18 protein-coding genes and 2 tRNA genes are annotated in these 17,689 nt (G+C 61.2%); 14 read left to right on the forward strand and 6 right to left on the reverse strand.

Annotation, left to right across the window (positions count from 1 at the left end; translation table 11 throughout):
* The first annotated feature begins 71 nt into the window (after window positions 1-71).
* Complete coding sequence (locus tag HMPREF2760_RS13210) at window positions 72-386, forward strand: CPBP family intramembrane glutamic endopeptidase (RefSeq protein ID WP_168162982.1); 315 nt, start codon at window positions 72-74, stop codon at window positions 384-386.
* A gap of 126 nt (window positions 387-512) precedes the next feature.
* Here HMPREF2760_RS13210 and mgtE read toward each other — a convergent pair whose 3' ends face one another.
* The gene (mgtE, locus tag HMPREF2760_RS03415) at window positions 513-1,877 is read right to left on the reverse strand and encodes a magnesium transporter (protein ID WP_070596627.1); all 1,365 of its coding nucleotides are present in this window, start codon (window positions 1,875-1,877) and stop codon (window positions 513-515) included.
* An 88-nt stretch (window positions 1,878-1,965) separates the two neighbouring features.
* Here mgtE and HMPREF2760_RS03420 point away from each other — a divergent pair, with 88 nt between their 5' ends.
* Entirely contained in the window at window positions 1,966-2,868 is a 903-nt protein-coding gene (locus tag HMPREF2760_RS03420) for a DUF2262 domain-containing protein (RefSeq protein WP_246823614.1), read from the forward strand.
* On the opposite strand, the gene crtI is transcribed toward HMPREF2760_RS03420, so the two are convergent.
* A complete protein-coding gene (gene crtI, locus HMPREF2760_RS03425) occupies window positions 2,865-4,379 on the reverse strand; it encodes a phytoene desaturase family protein (RefSeq protein WP_070596629.1) in 1,515 nt (504 codons plus the stop codon). The two genes, HMPREF2760_RS03420 and crtI, sit on opposite strands and share 4 nt — an antisense overlap.
* A 2-nt stretch (window positions 4,380-4,381) precedes the next feature.
* Entirely contained in the window at window positions 4,382-5,230 is an 849-nt protein-coding gene (locus tag HMPREF2760_RS03430; protein WP_070596630.1) for a phytoene/squalene synthase family protein, read from the reverse strand.
* A gap of 93 nt (window positions 5,231-5,323) precedes the next feature.
* On the opposite strand from HMPREF2760_RS03430, the gene HMPREF2760_RS03435 reads away from it, so the two are divergent.
* Window positions 5,324-6,064: an ABC transporter ATP-binding protein gene (locus HMPREF2760_RS03435; protein WP_070522468.1), complete on the forward strand. Its 741-nt coding sequence runs from the start codon at window positions 5,324-5,326 to the stop codon at window positions 6,062-6,064.
* A gap of 3 nt (window positions 6,065-6,067) precedes the next feature.
* On the forward strand, window positions 6,068-8,614 hold the full coding sequence (locus HMPREF2760_RS03440; protein ID WP_070522465.1) for an ABC transporter permease: 2,547 nt from the start codon (window positions 6,068-6,070) through the stop codon (window positions 8,612-8,614).
* Window positions 8,615-8,651: 37 nt separating this feature from the next.
* On the opposite strand, the gene HMPREF2760_RS03445 is transcribed toward HMPREF2760_RS03440, so the two are convergent.
* Together HMPREF2760_RS03445 and HMPREF2760_RS03450 are read right to left on the reverse strand one after the other, a co-directional pair.
* A complete protein-coding gene (locus tag HMPREF2760_RS03445) occupies window positions 8,652-9,011 on the reverse strand; it encodes a fluoride efflux transporter FluC (RefSeq protein ID WP_070522464.1) in 360 nt (119 codons plus the stop codon).
* Entirely contained in the window at window positions 9,008-9,325 is a 318-nt protein-coding gene (locus tag HMPREF2760_RS03450) for a fluoride efflux transporter family protein (protein WP_070522459.1), read from the reverse strand. The genes HMPREF2760_RS03445 and HMPREF2760_RS03450 overlap by 4 nt, the downstream gene beginning before the upstream one ends.
* Before the next feature lie 83 nt (window positions 9,326-9,408).
* Here HMPREF2760_RS03450 and pgm point away from each other — a divergent pair, with 83 nt between their 5' ends.
* The 7 genes from pgm (at window position 9,409) to HMPREF2760_RS03485 (ending at window position 13,883) form a co-directional block, all read left to right on the forward strand.
* Window positions 9,409-11,025 (forward strand): phosphoglucomutase (alpha-D-glucose-1,6-bisphosphate-dependent), encoded by a 1,617-nt coding sequence (pgm, locus tag HMPREF2760_RS03455; protein WP_070522455.1) that lies wholly within the window; start codon window positions 9,409-9,411, stop codon window positions 11,023-11,025.
* A 61-nt stretch (window positions 11,026-11,086) separates the two neighbouring features.
* The gene (locus HMPREF2760_RS03460; protein ID WP_070522452.1) at window positions 11,087-11,548 is read left to right on the forward strand and encodes a MauE/DoxX family redox-associated membrane protein; all 462 of its coding nucleotides are present in this window, start codon (window positions 11,087-11,089) and stop codon (window positions 11,546-11,548) included.
* 17 nt (window positions 11,549-11,565) lie between these two features.
* Window positions 11,566-12,033, forward strand: a complete 468-nt coding sequence (locus HMPREF2760_RS03465) for a MauE/DoxX family redox-associated membrane protein (RefSeq protein ID WP_070522450.1) — start codon at window positions 11,566-11,568, stop codon at window positions 12,031-12,033.
* A gap of 58 nt (window positions 12,034-12,091) precedes the next feature.
* Window positions 12,092-12,844 carry a DsbA family protein gene (locus HMPREF2760_RS03470; RefSeq protein WP_070522447.1) on the forward strand — a complete coding sequence of 251 codons (753 nt, stop codon included), beginning with the start codon at window positions 12,092-12,094 and terminating at the stop codon, window positions 12,842-12,844.
* A gap of 99 nt (window positions 12,845-12,943) precedes the next feature.
* A tRNA-Ala gene (locus tag HMPREF2760_RS03475) sits at window positions 12,944-13,016 on the forward strand.
* A 22-nt stretch (window positions 13,017-13,038) separates the two neighbouring features.
* Window positions 13,039-13,111: transfer RNA gene (locus tag HMPREF2760_RS03480), tRNA-Ala, on the forward strand.
* A gap of 49 nt (window positions 13,112-13,160) precedes the next feature.
* The gene (locus HMPREF2760_RS03485; protein WP_083304481.1) at window positions 13,161-13,883 is read left to right on the forward strand and encodes a fructosamine kinase family protein; all 723 of its coding nucleotides are present in this window, start codon (window positions 13,161-13,163) and stop codon (window positions 13,881-13,883) included.
* 42 nt (window positions 13,884-13,925) lie between these two features.
* On the opposite strand, the gene nadE is transcribed toward HMPREF2760_RS03485, so the two are convergent.
* On the reverse strand, window positions 13,926-14,735 hold the full coding sequence (gene nadE / locus HMPREF2760_RS03490; RefSeq protein ID WP_209167934.1) for an ammonia-dependent NAD(+) synthetase: 810 nt from the start codon (window positions 14,733-14,735) through the stop codon (window positions 13,926-13,928).
* Between the two features lie 36 nt (window positions 14,736-14,771).
* Here nadE and HMPREF2760_RS03495 point away from each other — a divergent pair, with 36 nt between their 5' ends.
* The 3 genes from HMPREF2760_RS03495 (at window position 14,772) to HMPREF2760_RS03505 (ending at window position 17,389) form a co-directional block, all read left to right on the forward strand.
* The gene (locus HMPREF2760_RS03495; protein ID WP_070522440.1) at window positions 14,772-16,100 is read left to right on the forward strand and encodes a sugar porter family MFS transporter; all 1,329 of its coding nucleotides are present in this window, start codon (window positions 14,772-14,774) and stop codon (window positions 16,098-16,100) included.
* A 123-nt stretch (window positions 16,101-16,223) separates the two neighbouring features.
* On the forward strand, window positions 16,224-16,346 hold the full coding sequence (gene ykgO / locus HMPREF2760_RS03500) for a type B 50S ribosomal protein L36 (protein ID WP_003847162.1): 123 nt from the start codon (window positions 16,224-16,226) through the stop codon (window positions 16,344-16,346).
* 149 nt (window positions 16,347-16,495) lie between these two features.
* Window positions 16,496-17,389: an esterase/lipase family protein gene (locus tag HMPREF2760_RS03505; RefSeq protein WP_070522437.1), complete on the forward strand. Its 894-nt coding sequence runs from the start codon at window positions 16,496-16,498 to the stop codon at window positions 17,387-17,389.
* The last annotated feature ends 300 nt before the right edge of the window (window positions 17,390-17,689 follow it).

Here is a 17,689-nt window from a genome sequence, read left to right on the forward strand (position 1 = left end):
AAAAGAAGCGGAACTAAACCCAGGACGCTTCAATCCGTCTTGTATCGACGGCTAGTCTGGCCATACCGGGGGTGGTTCTGTCTCAAGGGGTAAGCCTTGCTGTCATTTTCAGGGCTATAGGCGAGGAAGTGTTTTTCCGAGGATTTGTTGGCGGCTTACTTCTTCGATCCTGGGGGTTCTGGGGTGGTAACACGCTCCAAGCGGGAGTTTTTCTTCTGCCTCATTTGATGTTGTTGAGCTTCGATGCGCAGTTGTGGCCCATACTTCCGGTTCAGTTTCTCTGCGGGTGGATCCTGGGAGTGGTGCGATACCGCTCGGGAAGCGTCATTGAATGCGCGATTTTGCACGCTGCTATTAACCTTGCAATTGGACTGCTTGCGGGATAAGCGAAGGATTGTGCGCGGGCGCTCAGGGCGGTTAGTGGCTGTCAATTCGCACCAAAGATTGGGGCGCGGGCTTATTCGTCATGTAGCAGGCGTTGTACGGCCTGGCGGACACCCTTCTGTATCCAGTTAGATTCCCAAGACAGACTTCGCAATGAAGAAGTAGACGATCAAGCCCGTTGCATCACAGAAGGTGGAGATGAATGGGTTAGAGAAGACCGCAGGGTCCGCGCCAACAGTTTTAGCCACAATGGGCATGAGTCCGCCTACCGTCGCGGACATCGAACAAATGAGAAACAGGGTGGAGCCGATGACGAGGCCGATATCTAGGCCATAGATCACCGTCGCCAAGACAAGCCCGGCCAGCCCCAGCACAGCGCCCAGCAACATTCCGACGCGCAGCTCGCGCCACATGACTGCCAAGAGGTCGCGCGTGCGGACGTCGCCAAGCGCGAGCGCGCGGGTCACAGTAGTAGCTGCCTGGTTTCCTGTATTGCCGCCCGTGCCGGTGAGCAGAGGGATGAACAGAGACAGTACAACTGCTTTGGCCAAGGTGTCTTCGAAGGAATCGAGAACCCGCACAGTCAACAGCGCTGACACAGCGAGCACGAGCAGCCAGAGAATGCGGGAGCGGACGAGCTTGAGAAGGGGCGTCGACAAGTACGGCTGCTGGAGCGCCTCCGTACCACCGGAACGAGCTGAGTCCTCGCTGTCCGCCTCTTCCATAATGTCGGTTGCATCGTCCCAGGTAAGAAGGCCAACGAGGCGGTGTGAATCATCCACAATCGGCAGCGCCAGCATGTCGAGGGGCAAGAACCAGCGGACGGTCTCTTCGGCGTCGGCAGTCGCGTATGCATATACCGGCTCGTTCATGATGTCCTCAATGAGAATGCCGCGCTCAGCCGTGAAGAGCTCGCGCAGACTGACGACACCTACCAGACGCCGGTCCTTACGCGTCACAGGAACGGTATAGATGGTTTCTAGCTCATCGGCGTTGTCGCGGAGGGTGCGCAGGGCATCTTCCATGCTCATTTCCGGGTGGATATTGGGGACCTCCGGCGACATACGGCGGCCAACGGAGCCCTTCGTGTAACCAAGAATCACTCCGGTCACATCGCGCTGAGTCTGAGTCAGCGAACGGAGGAGGCGATCCGCAATCTCCGCAGGAAGCTCGTCCAGCAGGGCCACGCGGTCTTCGGGATCCAGCTCGTCGAAGAATTCGTAAACATCGGCATTGCCCAATTCGTCAATGATGTCCGCTTGGTGTTTGGCATCAAGCGCATCGAAGACCGCGATAGATTTTTGACGCGGCAGCAGCCTTAACGCCAATGCGGCGCGGAGAGCATTCTGGCGCTCCACAATCGCGATGAGCTCTTGACGTGGAACGCGAGCTAAGAGCTCTTGGAGCCGAGGAGCCTTTTGGGGGTCGATGGCGTCTTCTTGCTTGAGCCACTCCTCAACAATTTCGGTGGCCTGCTCAATCGTTTCTGCCATCGGCTTTTCGCCCTTCTACTCGACGTCAACCTCCTCAGACTACGCCATGGAGCGCTGCGTAGCTTTTTCACGTATGTACTATTGCGGCATGCTTTCCCTTTACCGTGATTTCTCGGACAATGACGTCGTCAGCTCTATTCTGGGCTACGAGGAAACAGAGTTCCTCTTCGTTGTGGCAGATGTGCCGAAGAAGTGGGTGAGCGATGATCCCTACGCTGAGGACAAGACGCATATTCAGCTCATGAACATGCCTGGAGTCGCCTTAAAGATGCTGCCCGGGGGCGAGCTGATTACTGGTGACGTCGGCGTGCGCTATCCGCAGCTCTTCCAGACAGTCGCGGGAAAGACGCTGTGGGATCCGCGCGAAGTTGCAGAGCTTGAGCCTTTCACGGTGATTCATGCTCGGGGCAGCCACCACTTCCACGAGAGGAGCAAAGCACACTATGTCGATATCTGGGAGATCCTCCCAGATGTGGAAGACGAGGCAATGGAGCAACTCCTCGCTCGGATTGCCGTTCCGGTAGAGCTTGATTCCAAGTTCGGTCCGTTGGTGCTCGATCGCAGTACGAACACGTTCGACGGTAGGGCAGAAGAGCTCGGAGTTGATTTCAGCATCTGGTACGAAGGGGAGGAGCTTCTCCTCGCGGAGAGCACGAACCTAGGCCGAAAATTCAAGGCACCCCTCACCGTTATCAATAAGGTCCTCAGCGCCGAGTTCATTGATGAGGCCCGGCGCTTTGCCGCCAAAAGAGCTCTTCGAGCTGCGAACCGCTGGCGCCATGACGTCGCCCTGTCTGAAGGCACCAACGCCCCGGCACCTGAGCTCACGGCTGGCGACGTATACGCCAAACTCACGCCCGTTGCCGTTGAGGTCCCCCAACGCGGACACCTCAGCGTGGAATTCGATGATGGCTATCTTTTTGGTGGGCACGCCGTAACGGTGAAGACTAAACGCAGCGGTGCACCCGCAGCCCTTGAGCTCGACGCTTAGTGCTGTTCGCGCATCCGCGTGATGACATTGTGCGCGGAAATGAGGCACATCGGTACACCAACACCCGGTACCGTCGTACCGCCCGCGTAGTACAGGTTCTTGAGTTTTCGCGAGGCATTGCGCCCGCGGAAGAAGGCGGATTGCCGCAACGTATGCGCGGGTCCCACCGCGCCACCAGCCCAAGAGTTGTAGCGCCGCGCAAAATCAGAGGGGCCGACCGTCCGGCGCACCACGATGCGTTCAGAAAAGTCCGGGATGCCAAGCCACGTGCCGAGTTGGTGAATCGCGGCATCGGCAATTGCGCCAACGCGGGGCGATTCTTCTTCGCCATAGGCGTTACCCGCGCCGAAGTTTTCCTCCGCCGGCACGGGGACCAGCACAAAGAGGTTCTCGCAGCCCTCCGGCGCCACGGCAGGATCCGTCGCGGAGGTCTTCGACACGTAGATGGACTCGGACGCCCCCAGCGGGCGCGAAGCCTCCGGAGCGTGATACACCGCCCGGAAATCGGGCTCCCAGTCTTTGCTGAAAAGAAGGGTGTGGTGGGCCAGCTCTGGCAGCGCGCCCCGCACGCCGAGGAAGACCAACACCGTGCCGAGGCCCGGGTCGCGTCGCGCGAAATAGCTCTCGGGATAGGTCCGTGCTGACTGAGGCAGCAGAGCAGTTTCAGTATGGCGCAGGTCCGCCGCGGACACGACGGCCTCGGCGGAGATGAAGCGGCCGTCGTCCAGCTGCACGCCAGTCGCACGACCTTCTGCGCACTCGATCGCCGTTACCGCCGTATCCATGAGGAAGGTTGCGCCTTGCGCCTGGCGCGCAATCGCCGCGACCACCGCGGCGAAACCACCTTGCGGGTAGCGCACGCCTTCGACCAAATCGGTGTGGCTCATCAAGGAATACAGCGCCGGTGCAGCTGTTGGCTCCGTGGACAAAAACACCGCCGGGTAGGTCAGCACCTGGCGCAGGCGGTAGTCCTGAAACTGTGCTGCCACCAGCCGGTTCAAGGACCGAGTGAGAAGTAGCGCCAGCGTACCCAGCCGCGTGAGCACGTCCCGGGTTAAAAGCTGCGTGGGGTGAGAAAACGTGGTGTACAAAAAGCTGCTTAGCGCCACGGCATAGATATCAGAGGAGCGCGCTAAGTAGGCGCGCACGCGCTCGCCTGCGCCCGGCTCGATGGACTCAAAAAGCCGAACAACGTTGTCCACGCCGCTGTGAATGTCGAGGAAGGCGCCGTCGTCGTTGTAGACGCGATACGCGGGGGAGAGGTCAACCAAGTCCAGCTCGCGCTCGGTGCTCGTCCCGCAGGCCTGAAAGAATTCATCGAATGCTTCAGGCATGAGGTACCAGGACGGGCCCGTATCGAAGCGGAAACCGTCGACCTCCAGTTCGCCTGCGCGCCCGCCGACGCTGTGCTGCTTCTCGACGACCACCACGTCCCAACCCTCACGCAGCAACAGCGCCGCGCTGGCCAGGCCAGCGATGCCCGCGCCGATGACAACAACACGCTTGCCCATAGCTACTTCACCGCCGATGCCGCTGCCCGGCTCACCAAGAATGCCTTGCGCGCCGGCGAGACGGAGACCCGTGTCGTGAGAATATCGGCGGCGGGGGTGGCCGCGAGCTGGTCGGTGAGCTCGGTAAACAGGGCCGTCGCAGCCGCCACGCCCACCCGCGAACCACGCGGCAACTTCTCCATCGCGCCGCGCGCTACAGCCAGGTCGCGCCGAATATCAGCGATGATCGCCGTTTTCCGCTCCTCACCCAAGCTGGCCGGGTCCGGCAAGTCCGGGAAATAGGAGCGGCCCAGCTCTGCGGAATCCTCGCGCAAATCGCGCAAGAAATTGATCTTCTGAAAGGCCGCGCCCAGGCGCCGCGCGCCTTCCTCGATGCCGGACGGGCGGGGCCCGCCGGCGTAGAAGGCGTCCAGGCACAAGAGCCCAATGACCTCCGCGGAGCCGCAGACGTAATCCTCGAAGGAGTCGTGGGTGTGCGTGTGGTGCGTAAGATCGCAACGCATGGAGGAAAAGAACTGTGCAACGTGCTCATCGCTGAACCCGCAACGCCGCGCGGAAAGCGCAAAGGCATGCACGATCGGATCAGCGTGAAAACGCTGGGACGGGGCGGCGCGGACGGTGGCCTCGTAGGCGTCGAGAAGCACGGCGGCGTCCTGGGGATCGAGCCCGGCGTCGACGATTTCATCGGCGGTGCGCACCATGGCGTATAAATTGCGGATGTCCACCCGGACCCTGGGGGAAAGAAGCCGCGTGGCCAGGGAAAAACTGGTGGAGTAGTGGCGCATGATTTGAGCCGCGGCGGCTTCGGCACAGCGGTCGTAATGTTCCAGAGCGGAAAGAGATGCGCGCATGGAGCATATTTTAGACCACACGCGTCACATAACTTACCCAGGGCAGGATAGGGTAGGGACGTTACTTTCCCCATCTATAAGGAGAACACGTCCATGACAACCCCAACGATGACTGCTGCGGCTCGTGCCGTCGACCTGTTCAAACAATACGGTCAGGAAGATACCGCAGTTACCGCGTTGGACCACGTCGACGTTGAGTTCGCGCGCAACACTTTTACCGCCATCATGGGCCCTTCGGGCTCCGGCAAGTCCACGCTCATGCACACCATGGCGGGGCTCGATTCGGCGACGTCCGGCTCGGCCTTCATCGGTGACACCGATATGTCGCAGCTCAGCGACAAGGATATTACGGCCCTGCGCCGCGACCGCCTGGGCTTCATTTTTCAGTCCTTCAACCTGGTGCCCACACTGACCGCGGCAGAAAACATCACGCTGCCCACCGATATCGCTGGCAACAAGGTGGATAAAGAGTGGTTCGATGAGGTCACTTCCCGCCTAGGCTTGTCCGAGCGCTTGAATCACCGCCCAGCAGAGCTCTCCGGCGGCCAGCAGCAGCGCGTGGCCTGCGCGCGCGCCCTGGTTTCGCGCCCCGAGATCATCTTCGGCGATGAGCCGACCGGCAACCTGGACTCGAACTCCTCCGCCGAGGTGCTCGACATTTTGCGCACTGCCGTGGACAAGGATGGCCAGACCGTTGTTATCGTCACGCACGATGCGAAGGCCGCATCCTACGCAGACCGCGTGGTCTTCCTTGCCGATGGCCGGCTGGTCAACGAGCTGAACAACCCGACCATGGAGTCCATCCACGCCGTGATGGCAGAAATCGAGGGCTAGAGCATGGCCACAAAGAACACCATGCGCACGGTGTCCGTGCGCAATATTCTCGCGCACAAGCTGCGCCTTGCCCTGACCCTGCTGGCGGTGGTGCTCGGCACCGCCTTCATCTCGGGGTCCTTCATGTTCACCAAATCTTTGTCGAACACCTTCGACTCCGCGGTGTCTACCGCATTTACCGGTGTGGATGCGGCCGTGAGCCAGAAGGAAGGCGGCCCAATCCTCGACCAGAAGATGCGCGATGACATCGCCGCCGACCCCGACGTGCGCGCGGTCAACATGCAAAGCAGCCAGACCGTCGTCGTTGCCAACAAGGATGCCGAGGCCTTTCAAACCGGCGGCGGCACCTCCAGCGTGCAGCCCTACTACCCGGAGGACCAATCCGTCGGTGAGCCCGCCACGCTTGTCGACGGCTCCGCGCCCCACGGGACCGGCGAGGTTCTCATCAACGACTCGGCTGCGGAAGAGTTCGATATCAAGATCGGCGACAGCCTCCTCGTGGTCCACCCGGACCAGCGTGATGAGGTTAAGGTCGTGGGCGTCGTCAAGCCTGTGGTGGACCAAGGCCCCAGCCTGACGCTGCTCATGGACCACGAGGCCTTCGTCGAGCGATACGGCAATTCCGAACAGCTGAAGGTCGCCGCGGCCGAGGGAGTGAGCGCCGATGCGCTCGTGGATCACCTCAACGAGACCTTCGAGGTTAAGGCGGAATCTGGCCAGAAGCTGGCCGATGAGATTTCGGATCAGATTTCCTCTGCCCTGAAATTCGTCAACTACTTCCTCATCGCCTTCGGCCTCATCGCGCTGCTGGTGGGCACGTTCATCATCGCGAACACGTTCTCCATGATCGTGGCTCAGCGCACCAAGGAGTTCGCGCTGCTGCGCGCACTCGGTGCATCCCGCGGCCAGATTACGCGCTCGGTGGTGACGGAGGCCTTCATCGTGGGCCTCGTGGGCTCTGCCGTGGGCGTGGCAGCGGGCATGGGCCTGGTGGCGATCATTAAGGCCGTCTTCGAAGCCAAGGGCATGCCCATGGGCGGCGGCCTGGGCCTGAGCTTGAGCGCTGTGCTTGTGCCGTTGATTCTGGGCGCATTGGTCACCATCGTTTCCGCGTGGGCACCGGCGCGCCGGGCAGGCGCGGTCAAGCCCGTGGAAGCCATGCGCACCACCGAGTCCGCGGCGGGCGCTTCGCTGCTGGTGCGCAGCGTGCTGGGCGGGCTGCTGCTCGTCGTCGGCATTATTTTTGCGCTCGTGGGCGTGCTTGTCGACGCCTCCACGGGCATCCGCGCCACACTCGTGGGCCTCGGCTCGCTCAACCTCATCCTCGGCTTCTTCCTTGCGGGACCGGCCATCTCCTTGCCTATCGTTCCGGCGATCGGCCGCGTGGTTGGCGCGCCCTTTGGCGCGGTCGGCAAGCTGGCATCGACGAACTCGGCGCGCAATCCGCGCCGTACCGCGGCGACTGCGTTCGCTCTCATGCTGGGCGTGGCGCTGGTGACATCGATCGGCATGTTGGGTGCGACGATGAAAACCTCGGTGGCCGACGCCGTCGAGCAGGACGCCCGCGCGGACTTCTTGTTGTCCGGGCCGACGTCTGGAAACTTCCCGACGCCGAACGAGACGGTGCAGCGCGCCCGCGATACCGAGGGCGTCGGACAGCTCGTGGCGATGAGCACAGCACCCCTGCAGGTGGATGGTCAGGCTTCGATGAATTATGGCCCGGAAATGATGATCAGCCAGATCATCGATGGCAACGCCGATGACATGCTCAACCTGACCTTGGTAGATGGTGCCCTGAATACGGGTGAGGAACCGGGCTTCATCGCCGACTCTGCCCTGGCTGAGAAGCAAGGTTGGGAGGTCGGCCAGAGCTATGAGCTGGCGGGGCCCGATCCCTCGCGTACCGCGCAGGTAAAACTCCTCGGCACCTATGAACCTTTCCAGATGCTTCCGGGCCTGGCCGTATCCCAATCCGCGGCAGAAGAGGTCATCGACCCCAGCAGCCTCGACGTCACGGTGGTTTCCGTGAACGCGGAAGAAGGCTATGACAAGGAGAAGCTGCGCGCCAACCTGGAGAAGTCCGTCAGGGACCTCGTTGTGGTACAGGTGCGCACCAGCGAGGAATACGCCGGCGAGGCCGCCGGAATGATTGACCAGATGCTCACGATTCTCTACGCGCTGCTGGCTTTGGCTGTGGTCATCGCTGTCCTGGGCATTGTCAATACCCTCACCCTCGGCGTGATCGAACGCCGTCAAGAGATCGGTATGCTGCGCGCGGTGGGTACTCAACGCCGCCAGATTCGCACAATGATCACGGTGGAATCGGTACAGATCGCCCTCTTCGGCGCGCTCATGGGCATCCTCATGGGATTGGGGATGGGGTGGTCCTTCATCTCCGTGCTTTCCGACGAAGGCCTCGATTCCGCGACGGTGCCGTGGATGATGCTCGCGGTCATGTTCGTGGGCTCGGGAATCGTCGGTGTGCTGGCGGCCCTGTGGCCGGCGCAGCGCGCGGCGAAGACCCCGCCGTTGGACGCTATCGCCGACTAACACAGCCTGTGGCTGCACAAGGGGCGTGGGAGGCGGGTTAGGCCAGCAGCGAGCCGACCCACGCCCCGCGCCAGGCCACGATGATTCCTAGGCCGATGGTCCAGAAGAGATAACGTGCCAAGCGCCACCAACGCTTGGCCTTTATCATTTCACCGAGTTCCTTGGCCATCGTGGACCACGTGGATAGCCCGCCGGCGAGTCCGGCCGCCAGCAGGGGTAGGAAATACTCGGGGGCGTGTGCATGCGTGGCATAGCCATAGGCCACACCGGCCACCGCCGCGCCGACGAGGTTGGCGGCAAAGGTACACGTGGGGGAGGGGAGCACACGGGTGAGCAAGTAGCGCCCGCAGCCGCCAACAAAGCCGCCGGCGAGGACCGCCAAGATGGAGAGGATCATGCGCGGCCCCGATCCTGGAGACGGTCACCCATGAGATAAGCGGCAGTACAACCGGCGACTGTCGCAACGACGTACGCCCCCGCCTGCGCTGGGCCGAAGCCGGAGGTGAGGAAGGCGAAAGCGGCAAAGCTAGTGAAGCCGCCTAAGAAACCCGTGCCCCAGAACGCTGGTGGCTTGGCATAGCCCATGACAGCACTGCCAAGAACGTTGATGAGTAGCAGCGGCAGCGCGCCACCCCCGAGAAGTGAAGTAAGGCCGAAACGAGTCAGCGCCCCGAGCGCGGTCCCGCAGCCCACAAGAAGGATCTGTGGCATAGGCACCATCCTAATTGGGATGCGAAACCAGCGTGAAGCAGGCAAGCTTAGGGTGTATCCACGTCTCCAAGGAGGAACCCACCATGGCACACGAGCGCGCCGGCCAGCTAGCCCAGCCTTCCGATCTCATCGATATCGCAGAACTAGTCACCGCGTATTACACCCGCACCCCCGATGCAGATAACCCCGACCAGCAGGTCGCCTTCGGCACCTCAGGGCACCGCGGCTCCGCCTTGGACACCGCCTTCAACGAGGCTCACATCTTGGCGATTACCCAGGCCATCGTGGACTACCGCGCTGAGCAGGGGACCACGGGCGCCATTTTCATCGGCCGCGATACCCACGCTTTGTCCGAGCCCGCCATGGTCTCCGCCCTTGAGGTTCTCCTTGCTAATGGGTTGGAGGTTCGCGTGGATGACCGCGGCCGCTACACCCCGACCCCGGCCGTCTCCCACGCCATCCTGACCAACCCGGGCACCGATGGCATCGTGATCACTCCCTCCCACAATCCGCCGCGCGATGGCGGCTTCAAGTACAACCCGCCGACGGGCGGCCCAGCAGACACGGATGCCACCGACTGGATTGCAGCCAAGGCCAACGACTATCTGCGCGCCGGGTTGGAGGGCGTCAAGCGCGTGGCGGTTGACGGCGTGCTCGATGAGCGCTGCGTGAAGCACAACTACCTCGACTCCTACGTGGCTGACCTAGCCAACGTTGTGGACATGGCGGCCATTAAAGAGGCCGGTGTGCGCATCGGCGCGGACCCGATGGGCGGCGCCTCGGTGGACTACTGGGCGGCCATCGCCGAGCACTACGGGCTCAACATGACGGTGGTGAACCCAGAGGTAGACGGCACCTTCCGCTTCATGACTCTGGATACTGACGGCAAGATCCGCATGGACTGCTCCTCCCCGGACGCCATGGCTTCGTTGGTTCAGAACCGCTCCAAGTACGACTTGGCCACGGGCAACGACGCGGATTCTGATCGCCACGGCATCGTCACCCCGGATGCGGGTCTGATGAATCCGAACCACTACCTAGCGGTGGCCATTGAGTACCTGTTTAGCCACCGTCCCGAGTGGGGTGAGGCCGGGGTGGGCAAGACCTTGGTGTCTTCCTCCATGATCGATCGCGTCGTGGCCAGCCTGGGCCGTGAGCTCGTGGAGGTTCCGGTGGGCTTCAAGTGGTTTGTGCCGGGGCTTGTCGGCGGCACCCTGGGCTTCGGCGGTGAGGAATCTGCTGGTGCTTCCTTCCTGCGCTTCGATGGGACCGTGTGGTCCACCGATAAGGATGGCATCATCATGGATCTCTTGGCTGCCGAGATCTTGGCGGTCACGGGCAAGACCCCGTCTCAACGCTATGCGGAGCTGGCCGAAGAATACGGTGCGCCAGCTTATGCGCGGACCGACGCCCCAGCTACCCGCGAGCAGAAGGCCATCCTGAAGAAGCTTTCCCCGGAGCAGGTGACGGCGACTGAGCTGGCTGGGGAGAAGATCGTGGCCAAACTCACCGAGGCCCCCGGCAACGGCGCAGCGATTGGCGGCCTGAAGGTGGCGACGGAGAACGCGTGGTTCGCTGCCCGCCCTTCCGGCACGGAGGACAAGTACAAGATCTATGCCGAGAGCTTCCGTGGCGAAGAACACCTTAAGCAGGTGCAGGAAGAGGCGCAGGCGTTGGTGTCGCAGGTTCTCGAAGGCTAGGTCTGAAGGCCAGGGCTGAAGTCTGGGTCCGAAGCCAGGTCCGAGACTAGGCTAATGAATTATGACATCCGCAAAATCCATGTCGGCCGCCGATCTGATGAGCGCGCTGGTGCGTTTTGGAATGGCTGCCGTGTGGATTATCGCCGGTATTCAGAAGCTGGACGCCAGGATGGAGATGACCCAGGCCATCGAGGCCTACGGCATCTTCACCCCGGAATGGTCCGGATACTTGGCCTACCTCATCGGACCCTTGGAACTCATGGGTGGGGTGCTGTTGCTGCTGGGGTTGTTCTTGAGGGAGGCGTCGGCAGTCGCGGCGGTGGTCTTAGTCCTCTTCATGGTGGGAATCTCCCAGGCATGGGCGCGTGGGCTGGTGATCGATTGCGGTTGTTTCGGCTATGACCCCGCCGACGTGAGCCAAGGCATGAACTACGCGCTGACGCTGCTGCGTGATGCAACCTTCTTGGTCCTCACCCTTTGGACAATCTGGCGCCCGTATCGCCGTTACGCTCTCCACCCTTAACTTGTTAGGCTGTGCTCGTGATCAAAGACAAAATCAGCGCCGCCCTTGTGCTTGACGTCATTAGTGCATTCGCGCGCTTTTATATGGCCTATGTGTGGATCAAAGCGGGAGCGTCGAAGCTGTCGGATCAGCTCGCGGTATCGCAAAGCATCAAGGCCTATGAGATCTTTACACCAGAGTGGTCTCAGTATTTGTCCTACCTGATTGGCCCGTTGGAAGTGTGCGGCGGCCTGTTGCTGCTGCTGGGGCTGTTCCTGCGCCAATCGGCATGGGTGGGACAGATTGTCCTCGTTCTATTCATGATTGGCATTGCGCAAGCGTGGATGCGAGGGCTCGGGATTGACTGCGGTTGTTTCTCCGTTAGCCCTGATGAAGACGCGCAGGTGATGAACTACATGATGACACTGCTGCGTGATGTCTTCTATTCTGTGTTAATGGTGTGGACAATCAAGCGTCCCTTCACCAAGTTTGCATTGCACCCTTAACAGCGGTGTGTAGGATTTCGGTTCGTTCCATTTACGTCATACAAGACAAGGTTTCTCAATGAGTACAGTTAAAGACCCCACCGCCAATAACAACAGCGGATTCCTGTGGGGCATCGGTGTTCTGCTGGTGATTATTGCCGTCGTGCTCGGCTTTATCTTCTACCAAAACCGTGGTGCCAGCGTTGAGGGCTTGGAAGGCTACACCAAGCAGGACGTCAATATGGAGATGTCCTTTGCTGATAACGCCGTGACCCTCAAGGCTACCGACGCCAAGGATGCGCCGGAGGTCGAGCTGTACGAGGACTACTCTTGCCCTCACTGCTCTGATCTGGCCAAGCAGACCGATGATCAGATGAAGGAAAAGATTGAACAGGGCAAGCTCATCGTTAAGGTGCGCACCCTCAACTTCCTGGATGGCAGCCCGAATGGCATCGAGAGCATCAAGTCCAACGAGGGACACTCCTCCAAGGCCGCGGCTGCGATGGAGCAGGTGGCCAAGTCCGGTGACGTACAGCTCTACTGGAACCTGCGTAAGTACCTCATGGATGAGCAGTCCAAGGTGTACAACAAGTGGGAGATGAAGGACTTCGCGCAGGCCGCTAAGTCCTTGGGCGCGGATAAGGACACCGTCAAAGCCATCGAGGATGCACCGGTGGGCAAGGGCAACGCCCTAGTAACCGCGAACTACGAGAAGCTGGAAGCCGACACCGGCAGCGTGTCCTCGCCGCGCATCATCAAGGACGGCAAGGACATTCCGGAGGATGACAAGACCTCCATCATGGAGTGGGTCGACCTCGTCGCCGCTAAGTAGGGGCGTGCAAATACCGCACCTAAACTCGCGATTTGGTGAGTGAAAACGGAGGCGATATATTGATACGAGTTGCAATCACAAAGGTTGCACCTCGTATAAGGGGCTATGGCGCAGTTGGTAGCGCACCACACTGGCAGTGTGGGGGTCACGGGTTCGAATCCCGTTAGCTCCACTTCATAATTCAATACAGCTCTGGGGCTATGGCGCAGTTGGTAGCGCACCACACTGGCAGTGTGGGGGTCACGGGTTCGAATCCCGTTAGCTCCACTTTCGGCCGTCTCCTTGAATGGGGGCGGCCTTTTCCTATGCTGGGGCCATGGATGTATTCACCAAGACCGTGTCCCGTCCTGATCAAGCTGGCGCCGAGGCTGCTGGGTTGAGATGGCTTGCGCAGGCGCTTGCCGCCGTCGTCGTGGACGTCACCGAAGTCACCTCTACTTCTCTTAGCACGCGGCGGGTGGAGCAGGCGCGGCCGAGCGCTCCTGCTGCCCGCGCCTTTGGCGCTGCGCTGCGCACGGTCCATGAAGCGGGAGCGCCCGCCTTCGGCGCGCCACCGGCGGGCTGGGAGGGCGCGAACTTCATTGGACGCGTGGAGCAACCCTGCGAACCATGCGAATCCTGGGGCGAGTTCTACGCTGAGCAGCGAGTGCTGCCTTTCGTGGATGGACTGCCTCAGGGATTGCAGGGGATTGTCCGACAAGCATGTGAGGCCATAAAAGCCACTGACTGGGACGTGAAACCGGCTCGCATTCACGGTGACCTGTGGGCAGGCAACGTACTGTTTACTGACGCTTCGGCCGTGATGATCGACCCAGCTGCACACGGCGGTCACCCGTGGACGGACCTCGCCATGCTCGAACTGTTTGGCACGCCGTTCTACGAGGAAATCCTCCGCGGGTACGGGGCGCCCAAGGAATACGAGAAGTGGGTGCCCATGCATCAGCTGCACCCGCTGGCGGTGCATTCCTTAACACATGGGCCCGCGTATTACGGCCCGCTCGAACAAGCAGCGGAGGCCACGCTCGACGCGTTGCGTTAGCGCGATTCCATTGCTTAAGAGCGCCCTGCAACCGGCAGAAGATTATTGCGGCCCAGGCGGCATGGTGCGCTTGTGGGCGCCGCGGCGCCACAAGGTCTCGATGCGCGATTGGGCGGCGGCAGGCACGTCCTTGCCCTCGAGGTAGTCATCGATGTGGGAGTAGGTGACGCCGAGCGCTTCTTCGTCAGAGAGTAGGGGGCGGTCATCCTCTAGATCTGCGGTGGGAACCTTCTTCCACGTAGATTCTGGTGCGCCGAGATGCTTCAGAAGCTGAGCACCCTGGCGCTTGTTAAGCCCGGCGAGGGGCAGGACGTCGGCAGCGCCGTCGCCCCACTTGGTAAAGAAGGCGGTGACGTTTTCGGCGGCGTGGTCTGTACCGATGACCAGCGCGCCGACTTCGCCGGCCAGCGCGTACTGCGCGGCCATGCGCAGGCGGGCCTTGAGGTTGCCTCGATTGAAGTCCCCCAGGGAGTCCTGGTGTAGGGCGTTGGCCACGGCGCCGTCGAGAGCCGCGGTGGCCTCGGCGATGTTGACGGTGAGGCAGTGGTCGGGCTCGATAAAGTCGAGGGCGATCTGTGCGTCATCCTCGTCGGCCTGTACGCCGTGGGGAAGGCGCACGGCCCAGAAGTCCGCGCCATCGACGCGGGCCACCGCCAGCTGTGCCAAGCGCCCAGCCAGGGTGGAGTCCTGGCCGCCAGAGATGCCCAGGACAAAGCCCTTCGCGCCGGTTGTGCGTAGGTAGTCCACCAAAAAGGCGACGCGGCGCTCAACCTCTTCTGCCGGATCGATACTGGGTTTTACGCCGAGGGCCCCGATGATGTCGTGCTGGAGGTCTATGGATTCATGTGACATGACGCCAATGGTAGCCGCCTGCGACAATAGGAACCCGTGAACAAAGATACGTACGTCATGATGGTCGCAGGCGTCGCCGCCCTGGGTGGCCTGCTCTTTGGATATGACACCGGAGTGATGTCCGGCGCCCTCCTCTTCGTTGGGCCGGAATTTGGCATGTCCGCCCACGAGGAGGGGCTGGTGACCTCGATGCTTTTGGTTGGCGCGGCAGCCGGCGCGCTGGTCGCTGGGCGTGTGGCGAGCATGATCGGGCGGCGTCGCACTCTCATCGCCGGTGGGCTCATCTTTGTGGCTGGTTCCGTGTGGTGCGCGCTTTCAAGCTCGGCCGCTGAACTCGCTGCCGCCCGCGCATTCCTCGGCGTGGCAGTGGGTGCGGTGTCGATCGTCTCCCCGATGTATATCTCTGAAATCACCCCGGCGGCTGTGCGGGGCCGGATGGTCTCCCTCAATACGCTCATGATCGTCGTGGGGCAGCTGCTGGCGTATGGCGTGAACTCGCTATTGGCTGAAAGCGGCAGCTGGCATTGGATGCTGGGGCTGGCCGCGGTCCCGGGCGCGGCGCTGGCGCTCGGCATGGTCTTCCTGCCCGATACCCCGGCATGGCTCGCGGCACAAGGGCGACCGCGTGAAGCTGCCGCGGTCAGCGCTCGGGTCGGCGCGCAGGGAGCGGAGTTGGAGCTTAGTCCACGTCCGAGCACGGGTGAATGGCGAGCTTTGCGACGCCACCGTTGGATGCGCTGGGCCATCGCGCTTGCCATGCTCATGGGGGTGACTCAGCAGATTACGGGTGTGAACGCCATTGTGTACTTCGCGCCCACGATGATGAACCAGGTGGGTATCTCCACTACTAACTCGGTATATACGTCGATGGTGATCGGTGCGGTATCCGTCGTAGCGTGCCTCGTGGGCATGCGCGTGATTGACCGGCTGGGACGCCGCCGGCTGCTGTTGGCGGGCCTAGGCGGCAACGTGGTCTCACTCGTGGTCCTCGCGGTGGCCTATCACTTCGCCCATGACTCCATTCCGCTGGCCATGCTGTCGTTGGCGTGCATGGCGGCGTTCATTGCCTTTCAGCAGGCGGCAGTCTCCCCGGCCACGTGGTTGCTCATGTCAGAAATCGTGCCGCCAGAGGTCCGCGGCGTGGGCATGGGAATTGCTGGGCTGGCACTGTGGGTGAGTAACTGGGCGGTGGCGCAGTTCTTCTTGCCGGTGGTCGAGTGGCTCGGCGGCTCGCTGGCCTTTGGAATCTTCGCGGTCTTAGGCCTCGTCGCGGTGGGATATACCCGCGCACTCGTTCCGGAAACGGCGGGGGAGAGCCTCGAGGATGTTGCCGAGCAGCTGCGCTCCCGCTACTCCGAAAGCTGAGTGTTTTGGTAATGACGCGCGTGTGGGGTAACATTTTTCCTCGTGTCATTGCTGGGTGTCTTCCCAGCTATGCTTTGAACTAATCAATCGCATCAAGATTGCGCATAACGAAAGGAGCGCCCGATGAAGGTTCGCAAGTCGCTTCGGTCGCTGAAGAAGAAGCCGGGCGCCCAGGTTATTCGCCGCCACGGTAAGGTCTTCGTGATCAACAAGAAGGATCCGCGCTTCAAGGCTCGCCAGGGCTAAGAAACGAGTTTCCTCGTCTCCGCCCTCCCCGCTTTGTGGGGAGGGCGGATTTTTTATGCCCACGTGCCTGGACAGATGCGATTTAATGAATATAATTATCGGGCGGACTTTAGCAGGGGTCCGAAAGATAGTTGAAAGAAAGAAGAATAATGAAGAAGCGTCTCGCGGCGGCGGTGTGTGCTGCTGCAGTTGGGTTCACTGTTCCGGTAGCTCATGCTGTGGACTTTGAGTTTGAAAGCTTGGTGGATCCCTCGCTGGGAATCAATGATCCCTCGTGCGAGCCGAGCGGCGAGGTGCGTGAGCCGGTGGTGCTTCTCCACGGCACGTCGGACAATTCCTCGACGTGGAACGAACTGATCCCGGTCCTGCAGGAGGAAGGGATGTGCGTGTGGGCCTTTGACTACGGCGCGGACGACGTGACGCTGCAGAATGCGAATCCTCGTGCCAAGGCGATTGCGGACTTGGATGAGTCTGCGCGCGAAATTGCAGGGCAGATTGATTACGTGCGCGAGGTGACCGGAAGCGACAAGGTTAATCTGGTGGGTCACTCGCAGGGTGGGCTGCACATCAAGACCTACACGCAGATGTACGGTTCGGCTGAGCACGTTTCCCACGCTGTGGCCATTGGTGGCAACCTCCATGGCACAACCCTTAACGGGATGGGCGAGGTTCTGGCCAAGATGATTGCGGCGATGCCACACTTTGCTCGGTTCTTGGCGAGCTCTGCAGGCATCCAGCAAGTTGTCGGCTCCGAGTTCATGGAGAACCTCAACGCGCTGCCTGATACGGCGCCGGGGCCGCTCTATACCTCGATCTATTCGCCTGCCGACGTCACGGTGACCCCGAACTCTTCCTCCATGCTTACACCTGTCGACGGTGCCGACGTGGTCAACATCGATCTAGGGGAGCTGTGCGGAGCGGAGCCGCTGCATCCGGACCTGCCGCGGGATCCCATGACGATGAGCCAGGTCCTCTTTGGTCTGACCCGCGAGGCGGGGCAAGGGGCTGATTCTGGAACCTGTGTCGAGCCAATGCTTGATTAGATTTCATTGGCAATAAAGGGGCCGGTATCGAGGGCGTGGCCTAGAGCCGTGCCCTTTTGTGGACTTTGTCACAAACTAAGTGAATCTTCGGTAAACGTGCAGGGAATATCAACGGTGTAGTTACCGCCGTGGGGACGGGCGGAGTGATGGGGTGTCAACATGTGGGGTCGGGCCAAGTTGCATCCTGGGAATACCAGGCATGTAACTACTACATGTAGTGCTAGTTGCGGGGTGCGGGCACAAAGTATAGTGTCGTTGATGTTGCTTGAACGGCGGTCCGATATCGCTGTTCAGAGCCTG

The organism is Corynebacterium sp. HMSC065D07, assembly GCF_001810695.1.
Taxonomy (GTDB): domain Bacteria; phylum Actinomycetota; class Actinomycetes; order Mycobacteriales; family Mycobacteriaceae; genus Corynebacterium; species Corynebacterium hesseae.

Bases quoted from the DNA above. Each gene is read 5' to 3' on its own strand.
- mgtE (WP_070596627.1), bottom strand. From the start codon at position 1,877: ATGGCAGAAACGATTGAGCAGGCCACCGAAATTGTTGAGGAGTGGCTC.
- HMPREF2760_RS03420 (WP_246823614.1), top strand. From the start codon at position 1,966: ATGCTTTCCCTTTACCGTGATTTCTCGGACAATGACGTCGTCAGCTCT.
- crtI (WP_070596629.1), bottom strand. From the start codon at position 4,379: ATGGGCAAGCGTGTTGTTGTCATCGGCGCGGGCATCGCTGGCCTGGCC.
- HMPREF2760_RS03430 (WP_070596630.1), bottom strand. From the start codon at position 5,230: ATGCGCGCATCTCTTTCCGCTCTGGAACATTACGACCGCTGTGCCGAA.
- HMPREF2760_RS03435 (WP_070522468.1), top strand. From the start codon at position 5,324: ATGACAACCCCAACGATGACTGCTGCGGCTCGTGCCGTCGACCTGTTC.
- HMPREF2760_RS03440 (WP_070522465.1), top strand. From the start codon at position 6,068: ATGGCCACAAAGAACACCATGCGCACGGTGTCCGTGCGCAATATTCTC.
- HMPREF2760_RS03445 (WP_070522464.1), bottom strand. From the start codon at position 9,011: ATGATCCTCTCCATCTTGGCGGTCCTCGCCGGCGGCTTTGTTGGCGGC.
- HMPREF2760_RS03450 (WP_070522459.1), bottom strand. From the start codon at position 9,325: ATGCCACAGATCCTTCTTGTGGGCTGCGGGACCGCGCTCGGGGCGCTG.
- pgm (WP_070522455.1), top strand. From the start codon at position 9,409: ATGGCACACGAGCGCGCCGGCCAGCTAGCCCAGCCTTCCGATCTCATC.
- HMPREF2760_RS03460 (WP_070522452.1), top strand. From the start codon at position 11,087: ATGACATCCGCAAAATCCATGTCGGCCGCCGATCTGATGAGCGCGCTG.
- HMPREF2760_RS03470 (WP_070522447.1), top strand. From the start codon at position 12,092: ATGAGTACAGTTAAAGACCCCACCGCCAATAACAACAGCGGATTCCTG.
- HMPREF2760_RS03485 (WP_083304481.1), top strand. From the start codon at position 13,161: ATGGATGTATTCACCAAGACCGTGTCCCGTCCTGATCAAGCTGGCGCC.
- nadE (WP_209167934.1), bottom strand. From the start codon at position 14,735: ATGTCACATGAATCCATAGACCTCCAGCACGACATCATCGGGGCCCTC.
- ykgO (WP_003847162.1), top strand. From the start codon at position 16,224: ATGAAGGTTCGCAAGTCGCTTCGGTCGCTGAAGAAGAAGCCGGGCGCC.
- HMPREF2760_RS03505 (WP_070522437.1), top strand. From the start codon at position 16,496: ATGAAGAAGCGTCTCGCGGCGGCGGTGTGTGCTGCTGCAGTTGGGTTC.